Source organism: Natronomonas sp. CBA1123 (genome assembly GCF_009741925.1).
GTDB lineage: Archaea > Halobacteriota > Halobacteria > Halobacteriales > Haloarculaceae > Natronomonas.
This window is the reverse complement of sequence record NZ_WPCC01000009.1, coordinates 19,453-38,717: the sequence shown is the minus strand read 5'-3', so window position 1 is coordinate 38,717 and position 19,265 is coordinate 19,453. Positions and strand designations below refer to the sequence as shown.

Sequence of the window (19,265 nt, the reverse complement as noted above, 5' to 3'; positions counted from 1 at the left end):
ACGCGTAGTCACCGGCTGTTTCCGCGGCCGCTTCGTGGACCGAACGGTCGAGGAAGGCGACCGCTTTCTCGCCAGTTATCTCCGGGTCTCGGTCGTCTACGTCCGGGTGATATCCGAGCTGTAGGTACGCGAACAGAATCGGTGCGAGGCCGATGGCGATGACCGCGGCCGCGACGAGGACGAGTTGCCCCCCGTTCTACACGTACCAGACCCATACGGTCACCTCCCCGCCCGTGGTCGGGACGGTCGCGTACCCGGCCGACACTCCTGCCGGGCGTTCGTAGCCAACAGCGCCGTGTGGCGTCTCGATTCGGTACAGCAGGTTCTCGTTCAGGAGGCGGTCGACCCGCCGTTCGAGCGAGTCCTGCTCCCGCTGGAAGGCAGCCTGCGAGCGCGTGACTTCGGCAAGGCGTGTCTCACCGCCGTGTCGTGGCGGTTCGTTCGCGAGAACCGTCGCGGTGTCTTCGGCGTAGGCGTCTAGCTGCGGTCGTTCGGTGTTGGGCGAGGGGACACCCAGGGCGAACCCCATCGTGACCGCGAGGATGAACACGACGCCGACGCTCGCTTCGACGATCGACAGGGAGAGTTGCCCCCTCATTCGACGGTCACCTCGAGTATCGCTTTGGTCGTCTGTCTGGGATAGTACGTCACGGTTACGTCTCCCTCCCGTGGCGAGCCATCGAATTGGAGCGTCGTCGTCTCGTACCGCGAGAGAGAAACGTCGTACGTCCCGTTTATTCCCTCGGCGTCGTAGAGGACGACGCGGTCGTTTGCTCGGACCGTTTCCACATCGGAATCCGAATCGATGCTGATTGTCGCGCGGGGGCTACGGCGAGGAAGCGTCACCGTTCCGAACGCCAGCGGTGGCTCGATGGTCACGGGCTGTCGTTCGGCGACGACGGTGAGCCGTCTGACGGTGGGGCCGCCGGATGGGTCCCCGCGTTCGTACACGATTTTTCCGGCGACGGTAATGCGGGCGTCAACCGAATCGGGGACCGTGGCGGAAACGGTCGACTCATCGAGCCGGCTCGCGTTCAGCACGTTCCGTCGCTCCGGGAGCGGGCTATCGGCGGCGACGAGGCGGTCGGCGACTGCCGACGCAGTTGCCCGCTCACTGGCATCCCGCTGTGCGGTCGAGAAAGCGCTATCGGCGATGGTGACCGAAAGCCCCGCGACGGTCGTCACGACGAGCAGAGCGAGCGCCAACGCGGGGAGGTTCGCCTGCCCTCTCATTCGAGGGTCACCTCGATGCCGGCTTCCGTCGACGTGAGGTGAACCTCGGCGTCTTCACCGCTGTTCCACGTCCCCGAGATCGAATCCACGCGGTCGGGAACGACGAGGGGAACGCTCGTCCGAACCGCCGGATTCGGATGCTCGAGGTAGAGGTGGCTCCCGTTCGCGGTGATTCGGTACGCATCCCCCGCGATGGTCGAGGGGAGGTCGACATCGACACGGACGCTGGCGTCTGCGGCCGTCGGTGGAATCGCAGCCTCGATGTCGGTCGCGGCGTCCGAGAGGGTTCGCTCTGCGACTTCTCCGCCTGCCGACGCGCGGTACTCCGGGACTGCACCGGCGTACAGTGTCGTCGTCACGAGGCTGATGTAGAGGACGACGAGCGTCGCCTCCATCGCCTTGCCGACGACGGGACTCATCGCACGGTCAGCCACCGCCGGTCACCTCCACGTCAAGGTCGTGAACGACGAGATACCCCGTTCGTCGTCCCTCGAAGGTGCCGACGACGACCGGTAGTTTGCCGTCTTCTCTCTCGACGGTCGCACCCTGTTTTCGAAACCACCGTTCCCAGACGGTCGGTGTGGCCGTTTCGACAGCGATGGCGAACGTCGCCTCGCCGAGGTCGCGTCGCTCGTGGCTGACGTCACTCTCGACGGTTGCGGTGACGCCGCCGCTCCCGGAGACGGTTCCGATGTCGTCACCCACCGTCGGTGCACCGACGATGAGGACATCTTCGTCGACGGTGAACGGAGGCGGTGCGTGGAGCCACGCCTGTTTACCGGTTCCGCGTACGATTGCACCGGCGTGGAACCGAACTCGACGGTCGCCGGACTCGAAGACGAGTGCATCCACTGGGACCGTCTCGACCTCCCGTCCGTCCGCTCGAATCGTCAACGTCCGCTCGACGGACGTAATTCGGCCCTTGGAAAACGTCACGGTGCCACGTTGTGGGCCGGTTGCGGCGACCGGCTCGAGGGCATCGTCGAGGTCGGTCGCGACGCGTTCGGCGTCGGCTTCGGCGGCGCTGGAGTCGACGACGACGCCCACGGCCGCGGTGAGCGTCCCCATCGAGACGACGGCGATACCGAGCAGGAGTGCGACGCCGACGACGTTGGACTGTCCGCGGTCGGAGGCGGTCATATCAGTCCGACCCCCTCGAAGACGACGTAACAAACGAGGACCAGTAGCGAGGAGTGAAGCAACGCCTCGTATCGCCCCCGTGAGGCAGTGCCGGCGAACCAGCCACAGGCGAGCATCGTCGCCTGTGTCACGACGTAGAACCGCCAGGCGTCGCGTTCGATGTCGACGGCGTTCGGGTCTATCGCGACGCCGGCACCCTGTGAGACGGCCGACAACTGTGCGAACCCGTCGAGGACGTAGGTGTTTACGGCGACGACGATACCGACCACGAGCAACGCCGTCGTCCACCCGACCGCGACGTACACCATCATCGAGGCCCGGAGTTGCTTTCGGGCGTGGTAGAGTTTGCCGATTTCGGTCTGCAGCGTCTCGAACGTCGTTTCGGCGTCGCTTCCCACGTCGAGTGCGCCGGTGACGAGACCGACGGTCTGTTCGGCTAGCGGAGTCCCGACCTGGTCGACGAAGCGGTTGAGGGCCTCCTTTCGGGTGTCGCCGCCCTCGTTTCCGGTGGTCAATCCGAGCGTGAACGCGAGGTCGTCGATGTCCTGCTGTAGCGCGCCGAAGTCGACCTCTCGGGCCACCGTCTCGACGGCGTCGCCGAAGGGCCGGCCCAGGCTGACGTGGCCGGCAACCGAATGAACGAAATCCCGCATCTCGCGGTCCTTGGCGTCGTCGCGGCGTGCTCGCCGGAGCGCGACTGCTCCGACCGGGACGCCGTAAGCCACGTAACTCAACAGCAGCGCGTTCGTCGGTGGCTCTCCGAGGGTTGCCAGCCCGATTCCGACGGCCACTGCCGGAAACACGAAGAGCACGGCAGCACTCGCTGGATTCGACGCCCCGCTTCTGACTGTCGCTACAGCTCCGTCCGGCCGTTCATACGTCGGCTCGTGATTCGACGGACGCAACTGTGTCACCAGAGCGGCGGTACCGGCACCGACTGCGAGAACGAACACGGCGCTTCCGTACACCAACACGCCTCGAACAGTGGGTGACCCGGGGAGTCCCGTGGGCTGTGACAATCCCGGAGCGAGGACGCTCATGACGGTGACGATGACGACGAGCAGTGCCGGCAACACGAGCAGGACGATGAACAGTTCCGCGAGCAGTTCGAGGAAATCGCTCGCACGCTGTCTGTCCCGTGACTGCTGGTGTGAAAGCATCCGCGATTCCATGCGGAGATATCCGGTCAGCGCTTCGGTACCTTGACTGGCGTGTTCACGGAACTTCAGCAGAAACGGTGCAAGACGGTTTCGAGACGGGGTTTCCCGTGCGACGCCGCGAAGCCCTTCGTCGAGACTGCCGGTGAGCGACGCTTTCCGAAGGACCCGCTCGAACGCCACACTCGTTTCGCCGTAGGCATCCTGTTCCGCGACTTTTCGGAGCATCGTCTCTCGGTCGTCGCTACCGTCGGCCAGGGCCCTGAGATACCGGACTGCCCCGGGAAGTGATCGGTCAATAGCCGCCCGTCGTGCCGACGCACGCCAGCGAAGGTACGCACTTCCCCCGACGACCGCGCCGCGTTTGACCAACGCTCCGACGACGACCGCACCCCCCACCGCGACGTAATGGCGCGGAACCTGTGGCACCGGAACTCGATTCAAACCGGGCGTTGCGGCGTGTACCACCTCCCCGATTGTACCGACGGTTTCAGCCGGTAACGCGAAGAGAAAAATCGCTGCCAGCCAGCCGCTCCCGATGGCTAACGCCCACGAGAGTCCGTATATGCGGGCGAGGTAGGTGTCGAACCCGACACCGAGGGCTGCGCCGCGATAGTGGTCGCGGTCGCGGTCGTGCCGCGACCGGTCGGCGTGGCGGGAAAACAGCGCGTACAACCCACGGTCGAGTGCGGGTAGTACCTCAATCATCGTCTGCTGCGGCTTGCTGCCGCTGAATTCGTTCCACTGTGGCTGCTTCGTCGGTCCGCAAGTCCGCGAGGAACTCGAACAGCGCTTCGCTGTCGGTCATGCGTTCCCTGAGGATGTACTCGACGTAGCTGTGCTTGCGGTGGAACTCCGCGGTGACTTCATCAACTGGACGGTCGGTTTGCTCTGCCAGTCGGTCGAAAACCTTGAGCCCGCGATGCTCGGTCGGGTCACCAAGCTTCGGGTGGTCGTAGGCGAACGACCACTCGCCATCCGGGTGTCGCTGGCATATTTCGTTGTAATGTACCGTTCGGTCCTCGTGGGCTACCGTCCGCGTCGGCCCTTCGAGTGACGCTGCTTCCGACTCCGAGAGCAACTCCACGACCTCGCCGACGTATCGCTCGCCGTCGACGTATCGTGGGAACACGACGAGGTCGATTTCTCGAAGGAGGTGGGCTGGAAGGCCCTTCTCCGCCACGCGATTGACGAGCTTTTCGACGTCCTCCGCGTGGGTCGTTCCCAGCACGCCGTGCCCGGTTTGGAGGATTTCCCCGAACGTCTCGAAGGATTCGGCTGAGTTAATCTCGGCCACTACTTCCAGGTCTGGGTTGAGGTAGTTCGTTTGAGCCATCAAATCCGCCATCGAGACGCGCTTGAACGCCTCTTGATGGTCTCGTGTGGTCAACGAGACGCCGGTTTCGTGGGGGAGATACACCTCTCTTGACCCCTCGTCGATGCTGACGGGGCGGTCCTCGTAGTCGACGAACGGCATATGAGCGTTCATCAGGGTTGTCTTGCCGACGCCGGTCGGCCCCGAAAAGAGAACGACGCCATGGTGTTCGTACAGCATCCACAGCAACGTCACGAGTTCGGTCGGAAGCGTCCCCGACTCGACGAGGTCGACGGGAGTCAGTACGTCGGCGGCTTGTTTTCGGATAGAGATGTGTGGGCCGTCCTCGGAAATGGTCGGCAGCGCGACGGCACAGCGAATCGTCTGGTCGACGCCGTTGGGGTCGAGGTTAACCTTCGCCGACGGGCGACTCGCTGATAGCTCGACGCCGTCCTCTGCGGCCAGTTGCGTGACGACGTTGATGAACTCGTCTTCGTCGTCGAACTGCAGGTTCGTCGGCTCCCGGTCGCCGCCTCTCGGGACGACCTTGATTCGCTCGCCGACTCGGTTACACTCGACGTCTTCGAGGGTCGCATCCCGTATCGGAACCGTCAGTTGGCCGTAGCCAACGAGGTCACGAAGCACGTAGTACAGGAGGTCGTCGAGTCGGTCGTCGGCAAAGCGGCGGTCGACCGGCGGCACGGCGAGGTCGTATGCGGCAAGCGCGGTCCGAATTCGGTGTCGCGTGGCGTCGAGCCACGCCCGTGTGTTCCGAGCAGTGAGCCGTCGAGAGAGGAGTTTCCTCGCTCGGTCGCGGACGACTTCCGCGCGGTCGTCCAGCGCCACGCTCGCGTCGATTCCTTCGATACCGACTTCCCAAACTCGGGCTTTACACTCCTCGATGAGGTGGTCGTCGCCCGGTAGACGGTCAGGTTCCAGCACCGCGTACTTCTGTTCGAAGGGGTCGCTTCCGAGCAGTCGCTCGCGGTAGCGCACGACGGGCACCTCGTAGCCGGCGAAGGAGACGGTGTATCGCTCGATGCGTTCGGCGCTGAAACGCTCGACGAACGTCGTCTCGTCGATGGTCGTGTGAGCGGGCGCGTAATCGACGAGATGGACGAGTAGTTCGTCGTCGACGATGTCGCCGACCTCGATTTCGTCGTCGAGGGCGTGTGGAGTCAGCGCTCCGAGACACTTCAACTCGGCCAGCGCGTGGTATTCGAGTCGCCGCCGGTCGCTCGGCGTGCAGTCGACCAGTCGGTCGATGGCTCGTTCGTATTTCGCATCGAAGCCTTCCCGGAGGCGCTCGGCCGCTCCCTCTCTCGTCCGTGGTCGAGTCAGCTCCGCGTCCCCGAAGTGGTCACGCACCGATTCGAGGCTCGCTCGACCCGTCGTCGAAAGCGATGGCTCGCGGGCGTCGTAAACGAACTGGTCGCCGTCGCTGTACACGGTCGCAACGACACCATTTGTGAGTGCGTACTGGTCGTGAACGTCCGGTGCGTACCACGCGTCGGGGCTGTCCGGTGGTTCCGGAGGCGGAACGGTTGCGGCCATCGGTTTGCGGAATGTTCTTTCTCTTTCTAATTTAAACGTTAGTAAATAAAAAGAAACTACCCTGCCGTATCCTGCTGTCACTGGCGACGTGTGGTCGGAACCCGACCGCGAGTGTGCCGATAACTACGTAATTTAAACGACCTGCTCGTCCAGAACCGCCACGCCGGGAATCCGGAGCGTCGAGTCGTGTTCGACGATGGCGCCGGCGGATTCCCGAGCGCTGTTGAAGCCGGAGTCAGTCGAGTCGATAACGAGCCGGAGCGTATCCCCAGGCGAGACGTACCGCTGGAAGGCAATCAACTCCAGCGTCTCTGTGTGTACCGTCTCGGGAGTGTCCTCGATTCGGAGTGGGGTCACGTTGTCGTTGATGTGAGTCTCCTCGCCGTCTTCGGAGACGTGGATGACGCGGAAGAACAGCGTCGCTTCCGTGCCGAGCGTTCGAATTCGGAGGTCGATTTCGGGCACCGTAAGCAGGTCGGCCTGCTGGCCGTCGCCGAGGCCGAATGCGTAGCTGGCGTCGAACTCGAAGGTGACGCTGGTTGCGCCGTCGAACGATTCGGAGACGACGTAACTGTTGGCGGTCGGGGCGACAGTGTTGCCGACCAACGAGGCGCCGACGGCGTTGTCGGGGGCGCTGGCGCCTTCAGAGAGGTCGAGTTCGACGGTCTCGGCGTTTCGCTGGGGAATCGCGTTCGCGCCGCGCATGCGCTCGGTCTGGGATTCGTAGACGAGGACGTCGTGGTCGTCGAAGACGGCGTTGACGCTGGCGTCGTCACGGCTGCCGAGGTGTTCGGCGAGCCACGCGCGTGTCGCTTTGTCGCGGGCGGATTCGGCTTGTTCGGGACTCGAATCGACCGGGATTTGGGAATGGCCGCCGTTGTACATGATGAGTTTCGCGTCGCGGCCGCGGTTGCGGAACGCCTCGAAGTTCCAAATCGCCTCGTTGGGGACGAAGAGTGGTCGGTCCAGCCCTGGACGAACAGCGCGGGCACGTCGAGTGCGTCCATTTTGTGGTACGGCGAGCGTGCGGCGAAAAAGGCCTGTGAGGGCTGCGAGAAGCTGTTGAGTGCCACTCCTTCTGCAATCGAGCGATGAACTGTCGGACTGATACCACGTGCTGCGTCGTTGGTCCGGGCGTCGGGCGAACTGTTCTCACCGACGACGCGGGTTCGTGACCCGGCGATACCGACGCCGTAGAGGCCGAGTCCCCAGACAGTTTTGACGACGCCGTTCGGTTGTAGCGAGTAGTTGAGGTCGTGCCACGCGATGCGGGGCACGATGGCGTCGATGCGGTCGTCGACCGCCGCGGCGTTCAACTGGATGCCGCCGGCGTAGGAGCCGCCAATCATCCCGACGGAGGCGCCGTTTTCGCCCTCGACGCGTACCTTCTCGCGCCCTTCGAGCCAGTCGATAAGGGCCGACACGTCGGCGACTTCCTTCGGGCCGTCAACACCGACTTCGCCTTCTGACTCACCGAACCCTCGCGAGTCGTACGAGAGGACGACGTAGCCGCGTGGGGCGTAGTTCCGCCCGATGCTGGCGCTACGTGAGCCTCCCCAGCCGTGGGTTCCCAGAACGACTGGGTATCGCCCCGGCTTGGCCGGTTCGAACAGCGTCGCCGCGATTTCGGTTCCGTCGAATGACTTGATTCGAACATCCGTTTCCGTGTATTCCAGTTCTGCCGTCGCTGGTGTGGCGGCAGCCAGTCCTAGTGTGCCGGCTCCGAGCACGCCCAGAAATCGCCGTCGTTGCATACACGCTCCTACCGATTGGGACGGTTAGCGCTATCTCCGTCAATACGGGGCAGTTTTTGTCCGCCGGCCTATCTCTTCAGGACCGCTTCGACACTCTTACTGATTGACCACCATCGCACAGCAGTGGTCTCTGCTATGCTGACAATACTTACTGAAGCAAGAACTCACAATCTGTCTTTGACGTGTTGCAGACCGAGCCGGGCCACGAGATGTGCTGGTCCCCGTTTCGGGAGGTCGCGGGCAGTCTGGAGATGGCTCGGTGGCTTACTCCCTCCGACATCCATCTCCCAGCCCAGTTCGTCGCCGAATCGTTCGACAGCGGTTTCGGCACGCTCACACACTTCCTCGGGATTCATCGACCGGACCTCGTTGTCGTGCATGAGTAGTTCCCCATCGACAATCGTGGACTCGACGTCCGCGGTCGTCGCGGCGTTGGCGACTAATGCTGGGATATTCGTCTTCGGCGCGAATTTTGGGTCCGACAAATCCAGTAGAATGAGATCCGCCCGTTTACCGGGCCTGATACTGCCTAGTTCGTCGCCAACGCCAAGGGCTCTTGCGCCCTCGATGGTGAGCATCCGGACCAATTCCATTGAGTGAAACTGATTCGTCCCAAAGGAGAGGTTGGCCGCCAATCGGGCCTGTCTAGCCTCTCCCAACAGGTCGCTGGAGTCGTGCCAGTAGTGGTCATCGAGACCGAGTCCAACTGTCGTACCTGCCTCTCGTAGTTTCGGTACCGGTGTCCATTCGGTCTCCCCGTCCGGCTCCCAGTAGCAGAAGATAGATGGACAGTGGGCGACGGACGCGTCGTTTGCTGCCATCCGTTCGATGTCGTCTTCGTCGGCGACGCGAAAGTGTGCGGCCACGAGCCGGTCATCGAGAAGCCCGACCTCGTCTAGGAGCGCAAGTGAATCTTCAGCGTCGTTCGCTCGGGCCATGGTGTTGCTTGCGCCCAGTTCGAGTAGGTGCGTGTGGACCGGTAGGTCGGGAAAGTCGGCCGCAAGCTCGGCTGTGCGCTCCCAGACGTCCCGAGAGCACGACCAGTCGTCGTGGGGACAAACCGTTGCTTGGATTCGTCCGTCGTAGGTGTCGTGATAATCCTCGATAAACGAACGGGCACGCTCGAACTGTTCGTCTTCGGGAATATCCCAAAACAGGTCACTAATCCAGGGGCCGAAAAAGCCTCTCAACCCAGCCTCGCCGAACGCATCGGCTCCACGACTTGGGAGTGCCTCCATCGCGTTGGTCGTCGTGATACCGCCCCGGATGAAATTCAGTGCCGCGAGGTCACAGCCTGCCTCGACGAGATACTCGTATTTGCCACGCCCAAGCTGTTCACAGAAAGCAGTCATTTCGGCGAACAATTCGCCGACGCTCATCTCGCTGAACGCGCCCGTGAGCGCTGTCAGTTCGAGGTGGGCGTGGGCGTTGACCAACCCTGGCATGACGAGCCGACCGCTTCCGTCGATGACGGTTTCGGCGACTGCATCGGCGTCGTCCGGTTCCGAGCGCCGAACCGCCTGAATTCTCCCGTCGTCGACGACGACTGTCCCGTTTCGATACAGGTGATTGTTCTCGTCGACAGTCAACACCGTCGCGTCGTGAATCAGGATATCTGGCGACATGGGTGGGGGGCTGAGCTATCCGCAGCGTTCGATTTGGCTCGACTCGCCGGATTTGAGGTTCGTGCTGGCAATCAAACCTGGGGTCCGGTCGGGCGTGCGTTGACCCGATATGACGAGGGGCTCCCCGAACGGGACGGAGGCGTACTCTAGGGGTCGTCGTCGGCAAACCGCAGGCGGTGGACCGTTTCCGCGTCGCTCCCCCCACGCAGGGTCACGATGGAGGGTCCTCTGGGATAACACCGTACGGCCTCGGGGTTAGATACCGTGCTCCGCGACTGGCGTTTCCTTCTCGTCGATGAAATCACGGACCGTCGCCGTAATGCGGTCTGGGGCTTCTGTTGGACCGCCGTGGCCGACGCCCTCGAACTCGACGAGTTGGCCGTCCGAGAGGGCCGCATCCACCGCACGGATACCGTCTCGGAGGTGGGGTGGTCCCTCGGTGCCAGTCAGCAAAAGCACGGGCGCGTCGATGTCGAGTGAGTCCGGGAGCTGGTACTGTTCGATAGCACGGTTGATTCGTGCGATGTTCTCGGTCAGCGCGACGATATCTGGCCAGGGCGGCCACTCGGCGAGCCAGCCATCCAGATTCTCGATTTGGCCACCGTGCATCACCTCGCTGATGTAGAATTTCATCGCCTCGCGTCGGTCGCCCCCATCGATTCGCTCCTGCATCTGTGCGGCGAGGTTGGCCTGCTCTCGGTATTCGCCGATGAGGACCGCAGGCTCGTACGCGATGACCTTCGTTACTGACGCCGTTCGTGCAGTCTCGATTGCCAACAAACCGCCGAAGGAATGCCCGAACAGAACGGGGGTCCCCTCGACTGCGTCAATGACGGCACGAACGTCCTCGACGCCGCGGCCGAGGTGATACTCCTCGGAGTCGCCGCTTTCTCCAACCCCACGTCGATGCGGAATTGTGACCGTGTAGTCTTCGGCGAAGTGAGGAACTAACGGCTTCCAATACTGAGGAGATGACCCTCCGTGAAGGAGAACGAGCGGTGGCCCCTCTCCGTGTTGTTCGAATGCGATACTGGTTCCATCTGCTGAAGTCACTGTCTGCATGGGTACGTCTCGTCGTTATCGTGGGCGTGGAGAATGCCTGTCTCTCAGTCATTCGGCCGTTTAAGACTGGAGGGGTATACTGCGACACTCGATTTGAGGAGTCCTCGCGCAGTCTCACCGTTCGTCGATTAGTTCGGTCTACGCCGACGCAGTCTCCAAAACCACTGCAACTCGGGAGTGAACTGCCAAGAACGAGAGATGAGACGTTACTGAACGTCTGCCTTGGAGGCTCGTTTGAGCAGACCGACAGCAATGCCACCCAGGACGACGTTGAACGCCAGTAGAACGCCAATCGCGGGAATGACCGTGTTCCAGAATCCAGTGAACGAAGTTATCTCGAAGACCGACATCACGTCGCGTCCGAGCATGAGCGCTCGGATGCCGTCGACGCCGTAGGTGATGGGATTGGCGACTGCGACCGCTTGAATCCAGTCTGGGAGGACCTCGAGCGGCAGAAACGCACTGGAGATAAACAGTAGCGGGAACGTCAGCAGATTCGCAATCATCACCGTGGCTTCTCGGTCGCGGGTGACGAGCGCGACGATGTTCGAGTACGCCATGAACACGCCACCGAAGACGATTGCGACAACGAAGATACCCACGACGCCGAACAGCCCTGTCTGGAGGTAGTGGTCGACGGACGCCCCAGACTTTACACTCAACAGCAGGTAGCCGAGCGCGAGGATGATGCCCGTCTGGACGGTAATCCGAACCACCTCGGACAGCATTTTACCGACGAACATCGCGCTCCGATGCATCGGGGAGATGAGCGTCTTGTCGAACATCCCCGTCTCCATATCATCGACCAAACCGATACCGGAGACAGCAGCGGCGGCCAGTGCTGATTGAATGATAATCGCGGGGGTGAGATACGTCACGTAGGAAACGTCACTACTGACGGATTGGGAGATGGCGCCTCCCGCGATGGCGCCGAGGACTTCGGCCATGAGGACGAAGAAGATAATCGGCTGGACTAGGGAAGTGAACGTCACGTAGGGGTTGCGCGAGGTCTTGACGAGCCATCGCTTGAAACTGATTCGTGCGTCCGTTAGGGAACTGTTCCCCGATGCTCGCGTTGCTGAATCGCTCTCGATACCCGACTCGTCGGTAGCGCCGCTCATCGAGTCACCTCCTGAACGGTCGCCGTTTCTGTGGCGATGCCGTTTTCTTCGACCTCAGACCCAGCCAGCGTGAGGAAGACATCGTCAAGCGTCGGTGATTGAACGTCGAAATCGGTGACCGTGATATCCGCCGCGGCCAATTCGGTGAACAGGTCGCCCACGGCAGAGCGCACGTTGTCGGCTTCGATAATCAAGCCCTCGGCGGTCTGTTCGACGGTTGCCGCCTCGAGGGCGTCGAGCTGACGGACGACATGCACAGCTCGGCGGCGTTTCTGGTCCGACGGGTCTTTCAGTGACAGTGTGAGGGTATCCGTCCCGATAGCTGATTTGAGTTCGTCAGGTGTCCCTGTGTGCGTGATTTGGCCGTCTTGGAGGATGGCGAGTCGGTCACACAGTTCGTTCGCTTCTTCGAGATACTGCGTCGTGAGAAACACCGTCGTTCCTCGGTCGTTGATTTCCTCGAAGTAATTCCAGACTCGGAGTCGTGCCTCGGGGTCGAGACCGGTCGTCGGCTCGTCGAGGAAGACCACCGGGGGACGATGGACGAGCACGGTCGCAGTATCGAGTCGCTTCTGCATCCCGCCCGAGAACGTCTCTGCTCGCTTGTCGGCGACGTCTCGCAAATCGACGAGTTCGAGGAGGCTTTCGATACGCTCTTCTCGTTCGTCGCTCGGAACGCCGTACATCTGACACGCGACGCGCAAATTCTCACGCGGCGTCAGTTCGAAGTCGATACTCGTCTCTTGGGCCATGTAGCCGATGGATTCGCGCACAGCCTGTGGGTCGGTTTTCGTATCGTAGCCGTTGATTCGCACCGACCCCTGTGTCGGGGCCAGAAGCGTCACGAGGGTTTTGATAGTGGTCGTCTTGCCAGCCCCGTTTGGGCCGAGGAATCCGAAGAACTCGCCTTCGTCGACGTCGAGGGAGACGCCTTGGACGGCTTCGGTTCCATCGTCGTACGTCACGTGGACGTCCTCTGCGTCGATAGCGGTTCGACACGTCGAACTACCAACCCGGTCTACGGATTGGTCTCGTCTCTGTTGCAATGCCATGGGCGAGTAAGAACTCACGACGAAGCCGGGTAGGCCGTTCTCGAATTCGTACGGTTGTTTAAGTGCCCCTCAATCAGCGAGCGTGCCGTGCACAGTCAGTCGGGGAGTGTGGGCCACGTCGTAGCTACGGTCTCCTCGATGAGTTGTGTTTGCGCCCGGCGCAGTCGTTCGGAGGCCGAGGACGGTGAGATATCCAATTCCATGGCAACGTCTTCGAGGGCGGCCTGCCTCGGAATATCGAAATATCCCCGTTCGTAGGCGATTCGAAGCGCCTCGCGTTGGCGGTCGGTCAGTCCATCCCCTGCTGGTTCAGACTCCCCATCTTGAGTGAGGCGGTGCAACCGGAAGTGAGCGTTCTGCTGCCAAAACGAGGAGAACTTGCTGAACGCATCCCGGTCGGCGAACCAGCCGGTTTGTCGCCATCCGTCAGGCACCACATCGATTCGCTCGATAATCGCGTCGGCCGTGGCGAGGGCTTCGAGTCCTGCGAGGTCGTCGAGCTCCTCTCCGAGTTGCTCCTCCAGACTGAGCGCCGGGATAACCTGGTATCGTCGAGTTTCGCCGGCCCGGCCGACGAGTGTCCACTCACCCACGTCGTATGCCTCGGTCAATGCGTCTTCGATGTCCGACTGCGGACCGTCTTGTACGGTGACGAGAAACAACGGACGGGCGCCGTGATTGAACTGCATCTCGAGAATCACTGTCGCTTCGGGAACGTCAGTCGCCACATCCGTGAGCGGTAACGCCTCACAGTCGATACTGAACTCCGCGACGAGTCCCATGTGTCGTTGTTTCTGCCGACGCTATTGGTGCTGTCGAAAACGTCGATGAAACCGAAACGGCTGGTCGAGAATCGACTGTTCCGAGGCCATCAACGCACTCTCACTGTGCCGGCTATTTTCCGGAAAACGTGGCACCACGGCTGTCCTCCTCTGGTAATAAATACCCCAATGACTGAGAGAACGGCTTAGCCGACTCGTCCACGAACTCAGAGTTGCATGCTGACGACTCGCTCCATTGATGGCATCGAGATAGCGTACGAACGACACGGCGACGGCCAGCCACTGGTACTGCTTCACGGCGGGATGGCTCCCCGACAGTACTGGCACCCAGTCGTCCCACACTTCGAGGAGTATGCCGCGGTGATTCCCCAACGGCCGGGGTTCGGCACGTGTCTCGATGACCACGACGAGACGAGCGCCGATGCGGTACTGACCCGTGAGGCGCAGTACGTTCGGGGGCTCGTCGAGGCCGTCGATGGCGACCCGATTTTGTTCGGGCACTCCTACGGTGCGCTGACGGCTGTCCAGTCCGCGACGGATGCGGCGGTCGATGCGGTCCTCGCATACGAACCGGCCGTTCTCCCCGACGAGTTCCGTGCGGAGGCCGACCTCGCCGACCGAATGGCGACGCTCATCGAGGATGGGGAACGGCAGGAAGCGGTGAAACGATACATCGAGCAGGTCCTCCATCCCGATGGAATCGATGACCTCGATGCGTGGTTGGCGGAGTGGCCGGTCTGGCCGGATTGTGTGGAACTCGCCGAGGAAGTCGTCCGAATGAATCGTGCCGTCGAACGCTATCAGCTCCCGGAGACGCTCGACGTCACAGCACCCGTACTCGTGATGACGGGGACCGATGGACCGAATTTCCTCCGCGAGAGCGCTCGCGACGTACATGAGGCACTTCCACACAGCCGTCTTGTCGAATTCGACGGCGTCAGTCACAGCGGCCCCGGAGAAGCCCCGAAACGAATCGCCGCGGAAGTCGATGCGTTCCTCAGTGGCCACGAATGACGGAGAACAAGCCATAGACTAGCTGGCAGTGGCGACGGCTGTACACCCTCCTGACTGGTCGTGTCGAACTTCGAGTACTGGCGACAGCCGACCGACCGGCTAAGGGAGTCCCACTCGCGAGTCGCCACGGTTAGGGTTCGGGAGCGATTCCCCCTTCGTTTCTGGTCAGCAGGTACAGTACGAACGAGGTGAGCCAGTGTGCGCCCGCGTAATCCTCGGTGAACGCCAGTTGTAGGCTATGTTCGACGTGACGCTGTGCACTTTTTTCGAGCGGTTCGGCGACAGCATGGTCACCGAGTGTGCTGGCGATGCCAGCCATCGACCACGCTTTCGAGAGATTGAGACCGACGAAATGCAGTTCGAGGCCGTCGTCACTGTCTGTTTTGACATCGACTGGTTCGAGGATGGAGTCGTAGGGTGATTCGGTTATTGCGGGTACGAAGCCATCGAACCACTGCTGGAACTCCGCTCGTTCGAGTACTCGCCGCATCAAGTCTGCCTCCGTGAGTGCAGGTGAAAGGAAGTCCCACCCGAGCGGTTCATACTCGACAGGATACGCTTTGTCACCGAGAAAAAACCGACGAGAGGTCTCTACGACGGCTGTTTCAAGCGCGTCGTCGTCGACGACTCGGGCGTAGTCAAGGGCAAACGAGAGTGCGAACGCGGAATTGTCGTGTGTGCCGACTCGAAACGGACGGTCTTGGGTGAGAAATTCACGTTCGAAAAGCTCGACGACACGTTGTTCGAGGGGGCCAAACATCTCTCGCCACTTTTCGGCACGGTCAGCGTCCCAAAGGGATAGCTCCGAAACGAGGCGCAGGAGCCACGCCCAGCCATACGGCTTCTCGAAGGACTCGTTGTCAGCCAGATACGCTGCCTCTTGCTCGATTTTCTCGGCTGTAAACCGCTCTTCGAGCGTCGAGACAATGGCTGACTCTTCAGGATGGTCATCAAAGAGACGGAGTTGTCGAACGAGACACCAGTGATTGTGTACCGCGGAGTGCCAGTCAAAACACCCGTAGAAGACGGGGTGGTCCTCGCTTGGCTGAATCGAGTCGTCGGAGCTTTCGACCACTCGTGCAAAGTGCGGATACTCCGTGCCGACTGAGTCGAGTGGATACTCGGACAGGGCGGTACATAATTCGGGCGTAATCCAGTTGGCGTGCCCTGATAGAATCGTAGGCACGTCGTTGTTCTGAAGGGCGTTCATGGGATGTGTGTCTTTGGCACAACTGTTAGATTTGTTGTTCATTGGTCCGTCTTACACCGGGAGAAATCCCAATGTGGCGAGTTGCCAGCTAAACCCGACTCCGAGAACCGCTAACACTGTTTGATGGAGTCGGATTCGCAGCGACCAGTAACTGTGCCACCACGCGAGGATGGCTCCAACTGCCGTCCCAGCAGCGAGAACCGCAATCACTGGTGGCAGTGCGAGTGCGATTTGCATTGGAAGCGGCCGTGTGATGAGCGTGAGGTCACCACCGGTCTCCAAGACGAAAACGAAGAGCACGACGAACCCGATCGAGACACTGCACAGGCCGACGCCTGCTGCACGGCCGAGCCAAGATGGACTCGTCACTCGCCGTGTAATGCCGTGGACGAATCCGCTAGTGGCATCTCGATTCTGCTGCTGTTCGGTTTGTCGGGGGCAGTGTTGGTCTGTCATTCTGAGTCGTTCATATCCCGTCCGTTGTTCGTGCCATGCTTCGTCCACCGCTGCCAGGCACTGTGTCCGCCCCAGCCAGCCAGCGACACGCCGAAGCCCGACAGTGCCGTCCCGAGGACACCACCCGTGACTTCCTGACGACGGTGGTGCCGAACAGGCTGGTAGACGCCAGTGGGTTCGCTGTTCATGTTCAGTACGGCCACCTCACCATCCGTGACCTCGAAGGCGAGGATGTCGTGACCGCCAACTTCCTCGTATACGTACGGTTCCGTCTCAACCCACTTTCGGGTGTCTCCGTCGAGAGTCGTCGTGCGGAGGCGACCGTTGGCTGCCGGTTCGACGGTCAGGTGTTCGAGCAGATTGGCGACTTGGAGTGGACCGCTCTGGGGGAGATACGAGAGCCTGTACTCGCCTGCGACGATTTCAGCACGCTCCTGACCGTTCGCTTTCGAAGTCGGTGTCGGCGTGGTCGGTGCTGGCTGGAGAGTATACGCTTCGATGAGTTCGTCAACGACAGCTTTTGGACGTTCACTCGGATTACTGTTGTAGGCGACGAAGATTCCAACGTCGTGGTTCGGGGCGAGCAGCAGGTGGCTGGTGAAGTTAACCGTTGCCCCCGAGTGGGCGATGAGGTTGGCATCCGGGCTCCCGTACTCGTGGAAGCCGTACCGCCAGTTGGTGACTGCTGGATGGCGCACGTGGTGGCGTCTGTGCATCGCCTCTGCGGTCTTCGTGTCGAGCACTCGTCTGTCTCCGACCGCACCGCCGCCGAGGTGTGCGCTCATGAACGCCGCCATATCCGTCGCCGTCGCACTCAGAGAGCCCGCTGGACGCATGTTGATGTACACGTCATCGGCTACCGTGAACGACGCATCGTCGCGGACGTGTGGTGCGGCGAGGTCACCAGATAGGTCACCGGTGGTGGGTTGGGCGAACGTGCTGTTGGACATCCCAAGCGGGTCGAATATCTCCGAGTGGATGTACTCCTCGAACGTTGTATTGTGCGCTTCGGCGACAACGTGGCCTGCGAGTGCTGCACCGTAGTTGGAGTAGCCAACGAGTTCACCGGGTGGACGGATACGTTGACGCTGGTTATTGGCGAGAACGGTCTCTAAGGGGTCAATGGCAGCCGGATCGGCGACGATATCGGGATCGAGCGTGGACTCGAATCCGGCGGTGTGTGTACCGAGATGTCGGAGTGTTACTGGGTTGTCATACGTGTCTGGGACGGTGACTGCGGAGTTATCGAGATACGTGTTCACGTCGGCATCGAGGTCAAGCACGCCTCGTTCGACACCTTGCATGACGGCGGTGTACGTCACGAGCTTCCCAACTGACCCGACCCGGAACACCGTCTCGTCTGCTCGAACCGAATCGTCGCCATCGATATCGGCCACACCGTACCCTTTGGTGAGGACGGGAGTGTCACCAGAGACGACGGCGACGGTTGCGCCGGGGGTCGTCGCTCCGACCCGTCCGGCCATCACCTTGTCGACGACCGCTTCGAGTTCGCTCGAATTTCCGAAGGGCTCGTCACGGTGCTGTGTGGCGTTGGCGTCGGTCGGGGCGCTCGTTCGACCGATCGTGATTCCGGTGCCACCGAGGATTCCAATACTACCGAGGCCGGTGAGAAACGACCGTCTCGTCGTTTCATCGGTCCTGCCGTTCGTCGGAGAGCGTTGTGGTCCTGTCATGAGCCGGGCCGGGTGTGGGTGCGTTGCTGGACTGGACGACCGTCGGTTTGCCAGTGTGCCCGAGCGCCCGGAGCCGACAGCGAATACTGCACACGCCTCACTACCGGTACGTCGGTCGAACGAGGCTGTATCGTCCCACTCTGGTGGATTTCGTGACGTATCGCGCGTGGTGTGGTTACAGTGATTCCGTGGGTCGTGGCGAGGTGGCTGAGTCGATGGGTAAAAACGTCGGGTACGGTGCACATCGGTGCTCACCTCGGAGTAATCTCGATGGCGCTGATGAGACCGAAAAACGCGGTCGAGGTGGTCTCGACCGTGAGGTCGGCCTGCTCGACGGTCTTCAGCGGGTCGTGATTCAGTCGGCAGCCGTTCTTCTCGTAGTGGGACTCGGCACGCCAGTCTTGGAGCCAGGCAAGCGGTGCGGCGTCGCTGTGGCGGTGTTCGAGTAGCAAAATTTCGCCGTCAGGTGTACAGACCCGCTCCATCTCGTGAAGTGCGGCAATCGGATCAGGGAACGTGCACGTAGAAAACGACGAGATGACAGTGTCGAAGCTGTCGTCGTCGAAATCGAGTGCTTGGGCATCCATCTGGTGGACAGTGCCGCCCAAATCGAGCCGATCGAGTTCAGTACGAGCGTGGGCGAGCATTTCACCACTGATGTCGATGCCGACGACCTCGCTCGACGACGAGAGATAGCGAAAGTTCTGCCCAGTGCCACAGGCTACATCGAGCACTCGCCCATTCGCGTCGTTGAACTGCCGACGACGATACCGACCGGCGAACAACCGGTCGAGTCGCTGCCATCGAGCGAGCTTGTCGGCCACGCTTGCGTACGCGTCGGCGATTTCCTCGGCCGATTTCGAGCGTTTCTGTGCCGGATGCAGTCGCTCCGAATTCTCTCTTTGTGTTCGATTCTCCTGGTCTGTCGGTTCGTAGGGATTACTCGATTGCACAGTTGGACCTCCGTAATCTGCAATTACGGGTCCGGCCATCGACACCGATAAATCTATTGGATATTTGATAATTTATCGAATATGCTTCAAAACTGGAGTTGAGCAAAAAGCCGGGTAATTGCGCTCCTGATACCGAAATTTAG

At 61.4% G+C, this 19,265-nt stretch carries 17 protein-coding genes and 1 pseudogene; 1 reads left to right on the top strand and 17 read right to left on the bottom strand.

All coding sequences use genetic code 11. The annotated features are described in order from the left end of the window. Nucleotides 1-196: 196 nt before the first annotated feature. The 13 genes and pseudogenes from GJ631_RS06270 to GJ631_RS06210 all read right to left on the bottom strand — a co-directional run bounded on the left by GJ631_RS06270 (nt 197) and on the right by GJ631_RS06210 (nt 13,795). The gene (locus tag GJ631_RS06270) at nt 197-598 is read right to left on the bottom strand and encodes a hypothetical protein (protein ID WP_156708331.1); all 402 of its coding nucleotides are present in this window, start codon (nt 596-598) and stop codon (nt 197-199) included. Continuing rightward, the gene (locus tag GJ631_RS06265) at nt 595-1,233 is read right to left on the bottom strand and encodes a hypothetical protein (RefSeq protein WP_156708330.1); all 639 of its coding nucleotides are present in this window, start codon (nt 1,231-1,233) and stop codon (nt 595-597) included. Before GJ631_RS06265 ends, GJ631_RS06270 begins: the two co-directional genes overlap by 4 nt. Next, complete coding sequence (locus GJ631_RS06260) at nt 1,230-1,667, bottom strand: hypothetical protein (protein ID WP_156708328.1); 438 nt, start codon at nt 1,665-1,667, stop codon at nt 1,230-1,232. The genes GJ631_RS06265 and GJ631_RS06260 overlap by 4 nt, the downstream gene beginning before the upstream one ends. Continuing rightward, nucleotides 1,660-2,373, bottom strand: coding sequence for a type IV pilin (locus GJ631_RS06255; RefSeq protein WP_156708327.1), 714 nt, complete (start codon nt 2,371-2,373; stop codon nt 1,660-1,662). Before GJ631_RS06255 ends, GJ631_RS06260 begins: the two co-directional genes overlap by 8 nt. After that, nucleotides 2,370-4,238, bottom strand: coding sequence for a type II secretion system F family protein (locus tag GJ631_RS06250; protein ID WP_156708326.1), 1,869 nt, complete (start codon nt 4,236-4,238; stop codon nt 2,370-2,372). The genes GJ631_RS06255 and GJ631_RS06250 overlap by 4 nt, the downstream gene beginning before the upstream one ends. After that, the gene (locus tag GJ631_RS06245) at nt 4,231-6,399 is read right to left on the bottom strand and encodes a type II/IV secretion system ATPase subunit (protein WP_156708325.1); all 2,169 of its coding nucleotides are present in this window, start codon (nt 6,397-6,399) and stop codon (nt 4,231-4,233) included. The genes GJ631_RS06250 and GJ631_RS06245 overlap by 8 nt, the downstream gene beginning before the upstream one ends. A 132-nt stretch (nt 6,400-6,531) precedes the next feature. After that, nucleotides 6,532-7,284 (bottom strand): CocE/NonD family hydrolase C-terminal non-catalytic domain-containing protein, encoded by a 753-nt coding sequence (locus GJ631_RS06240; protein WP_156708324.1) that lies wholly within the window; start codon nt 7,282-7,284, stop codon nt 6,532-6,534. A gap of 92 nt (nt 7,285-7,376) precedes the next feature. After that, nucleotides 7,377-8,153, bottom strand: a pseudogene (locus tag GJ631_RS19445) (alpha/beta hydrolase); the annotation flags it as partial. Between the two features lie 164 nt (nt 8,154-8,317). Beyond that, the gene (locus tag GJ631_RS06230; RefSeq protein ID WP_156708323.1) at nt 8,318-9,778 is read right to left on the bottom strand and encodes an amidohydrolase family protein; all 1,461 of its coding nucleotides are present in this window, start codon (nt 9,776-9,778) and stop codon (nt 8,318-8,320) included. Nucleotides 9,779-10,033: 255 nt separating this feature from the next. Next, a complete protein-coding gene (locus tag GJ631_RS06225) occupies nt 10,034-10,840 on the bottom strand; it encodes an alpha/beta fold hydrolase (RefSeq protein WP_156708322.1) in 807 nt (268 codons plus the stop codon). 206 nt (nt 10,841-11,046) lie between these two features. Then, nucleotides 11,047-11,961 (bottom strand): ABC transporter permease, encoded by a 915-nt coding sequence (locus tag GJ631_RS06220; RefSeq protein WP_156708321.1) that lies wholly within the window; start codon nt 11,959-11,961, stop codon nt 11,047-11,049. Beyond that, on the bottom strand, nt 11,958-12,926 hold the full coding sequence (locus GJ631_RS06215; protein ID WP_370518568.1) for an ATP-binding cassette domain-containing protein: 969 nt from the start codon (nt 12,924-12,926) through the stop codon (nt 11,958-11,960). Before GJ631_RS06215 ends, GJ631_RS06220 begins: the two co-directional genes overlap by 4 nt. Before the next feature lie 182 nt (nt 12,927-13,108). Continuing rightward, nucleotides 13,109-13,795, bottom strand: coding sequence for a helix-turn-helix domain-containing protein (locus tag GJ631_RS06210; protein ID WP_156708319.1), 687 nt, complete (start codon nt 13,793-13,795; stop codon nt 13,109-13,111). A 216-nt stretch (nt 13,796-14,011) separates the two neighbouring features. Here GJ631_RS06210 and GJ631_RS06205 point away from each other — a divergent pair, with 216 nt between their 5' ends. Next, on the top strand, nt 14,012-14,809 hold the full coding sequence (locus GJ631_RS06205; protein WP_156708318.1) for an alpha/beta fold hydrolase: 798 nt from the start codon (nt 14,012-14,014) through the stop codon (nt 14,807-14,809). 130 nt (nt 14,810-14,939) lie between these two features. On the opposite strand, the gene GJ631_RS06200 is transcribed toward GJ631_RS06205, so the two are convergent. From GJ631_RS06200 to GJ631_RS06185, 4 genes are all read right to left on the bottom strand, one after another. Continuing rightward, nucleotides 14,940-16,019, bottom strand: a complete 1,080-nt coding sequence (locus GJ631_RS06200; protein ID WP_156708317.1) for a DUF2891 domain-containing protein — start codon at nt 16,017-16,019, stop codon at nt 14,940-14,942. 51 nt (nt 16,020-16,070) lie between these two features. Then, nucleotides 16,071-16,319, bottom strand: coding sequence for a hypothetical protein (locus tag GJ631_RS06195; RefSeq protein ID WP_156708316.1), 249 nt, complete (start codon nt 16,317-16,319; stop codon nt 16,071-16,073). A 152-nt stretch (nt 16,320-16,471) separates the two neighbouring features. Next, nucleotides 16,472-18,169, bottom strand: coding sequence for a serine hydrolase (locus tag GJ631_RS06190; protein ID WP_156708315.1), 1,698 nt, complete (start codon nt 18,167-18,169; stop codon nt 16,472-16,474). 251 nt (nt 18,170-18,420) lie between these two features. Next, nucleotides 18,421-19,122: a class I SAM-dependent methyltransferase gene (locus GJ631_RS06185; protein WP_370518567.1), complete on the bottom strand. Its 702-nt coding sequence runs from the start codon at nt 19,120-19,122 to the stop codon at nt 18,421-18,423. Nucleotides 19,123-19,265 lie beyond the last annotated feature (143 nt).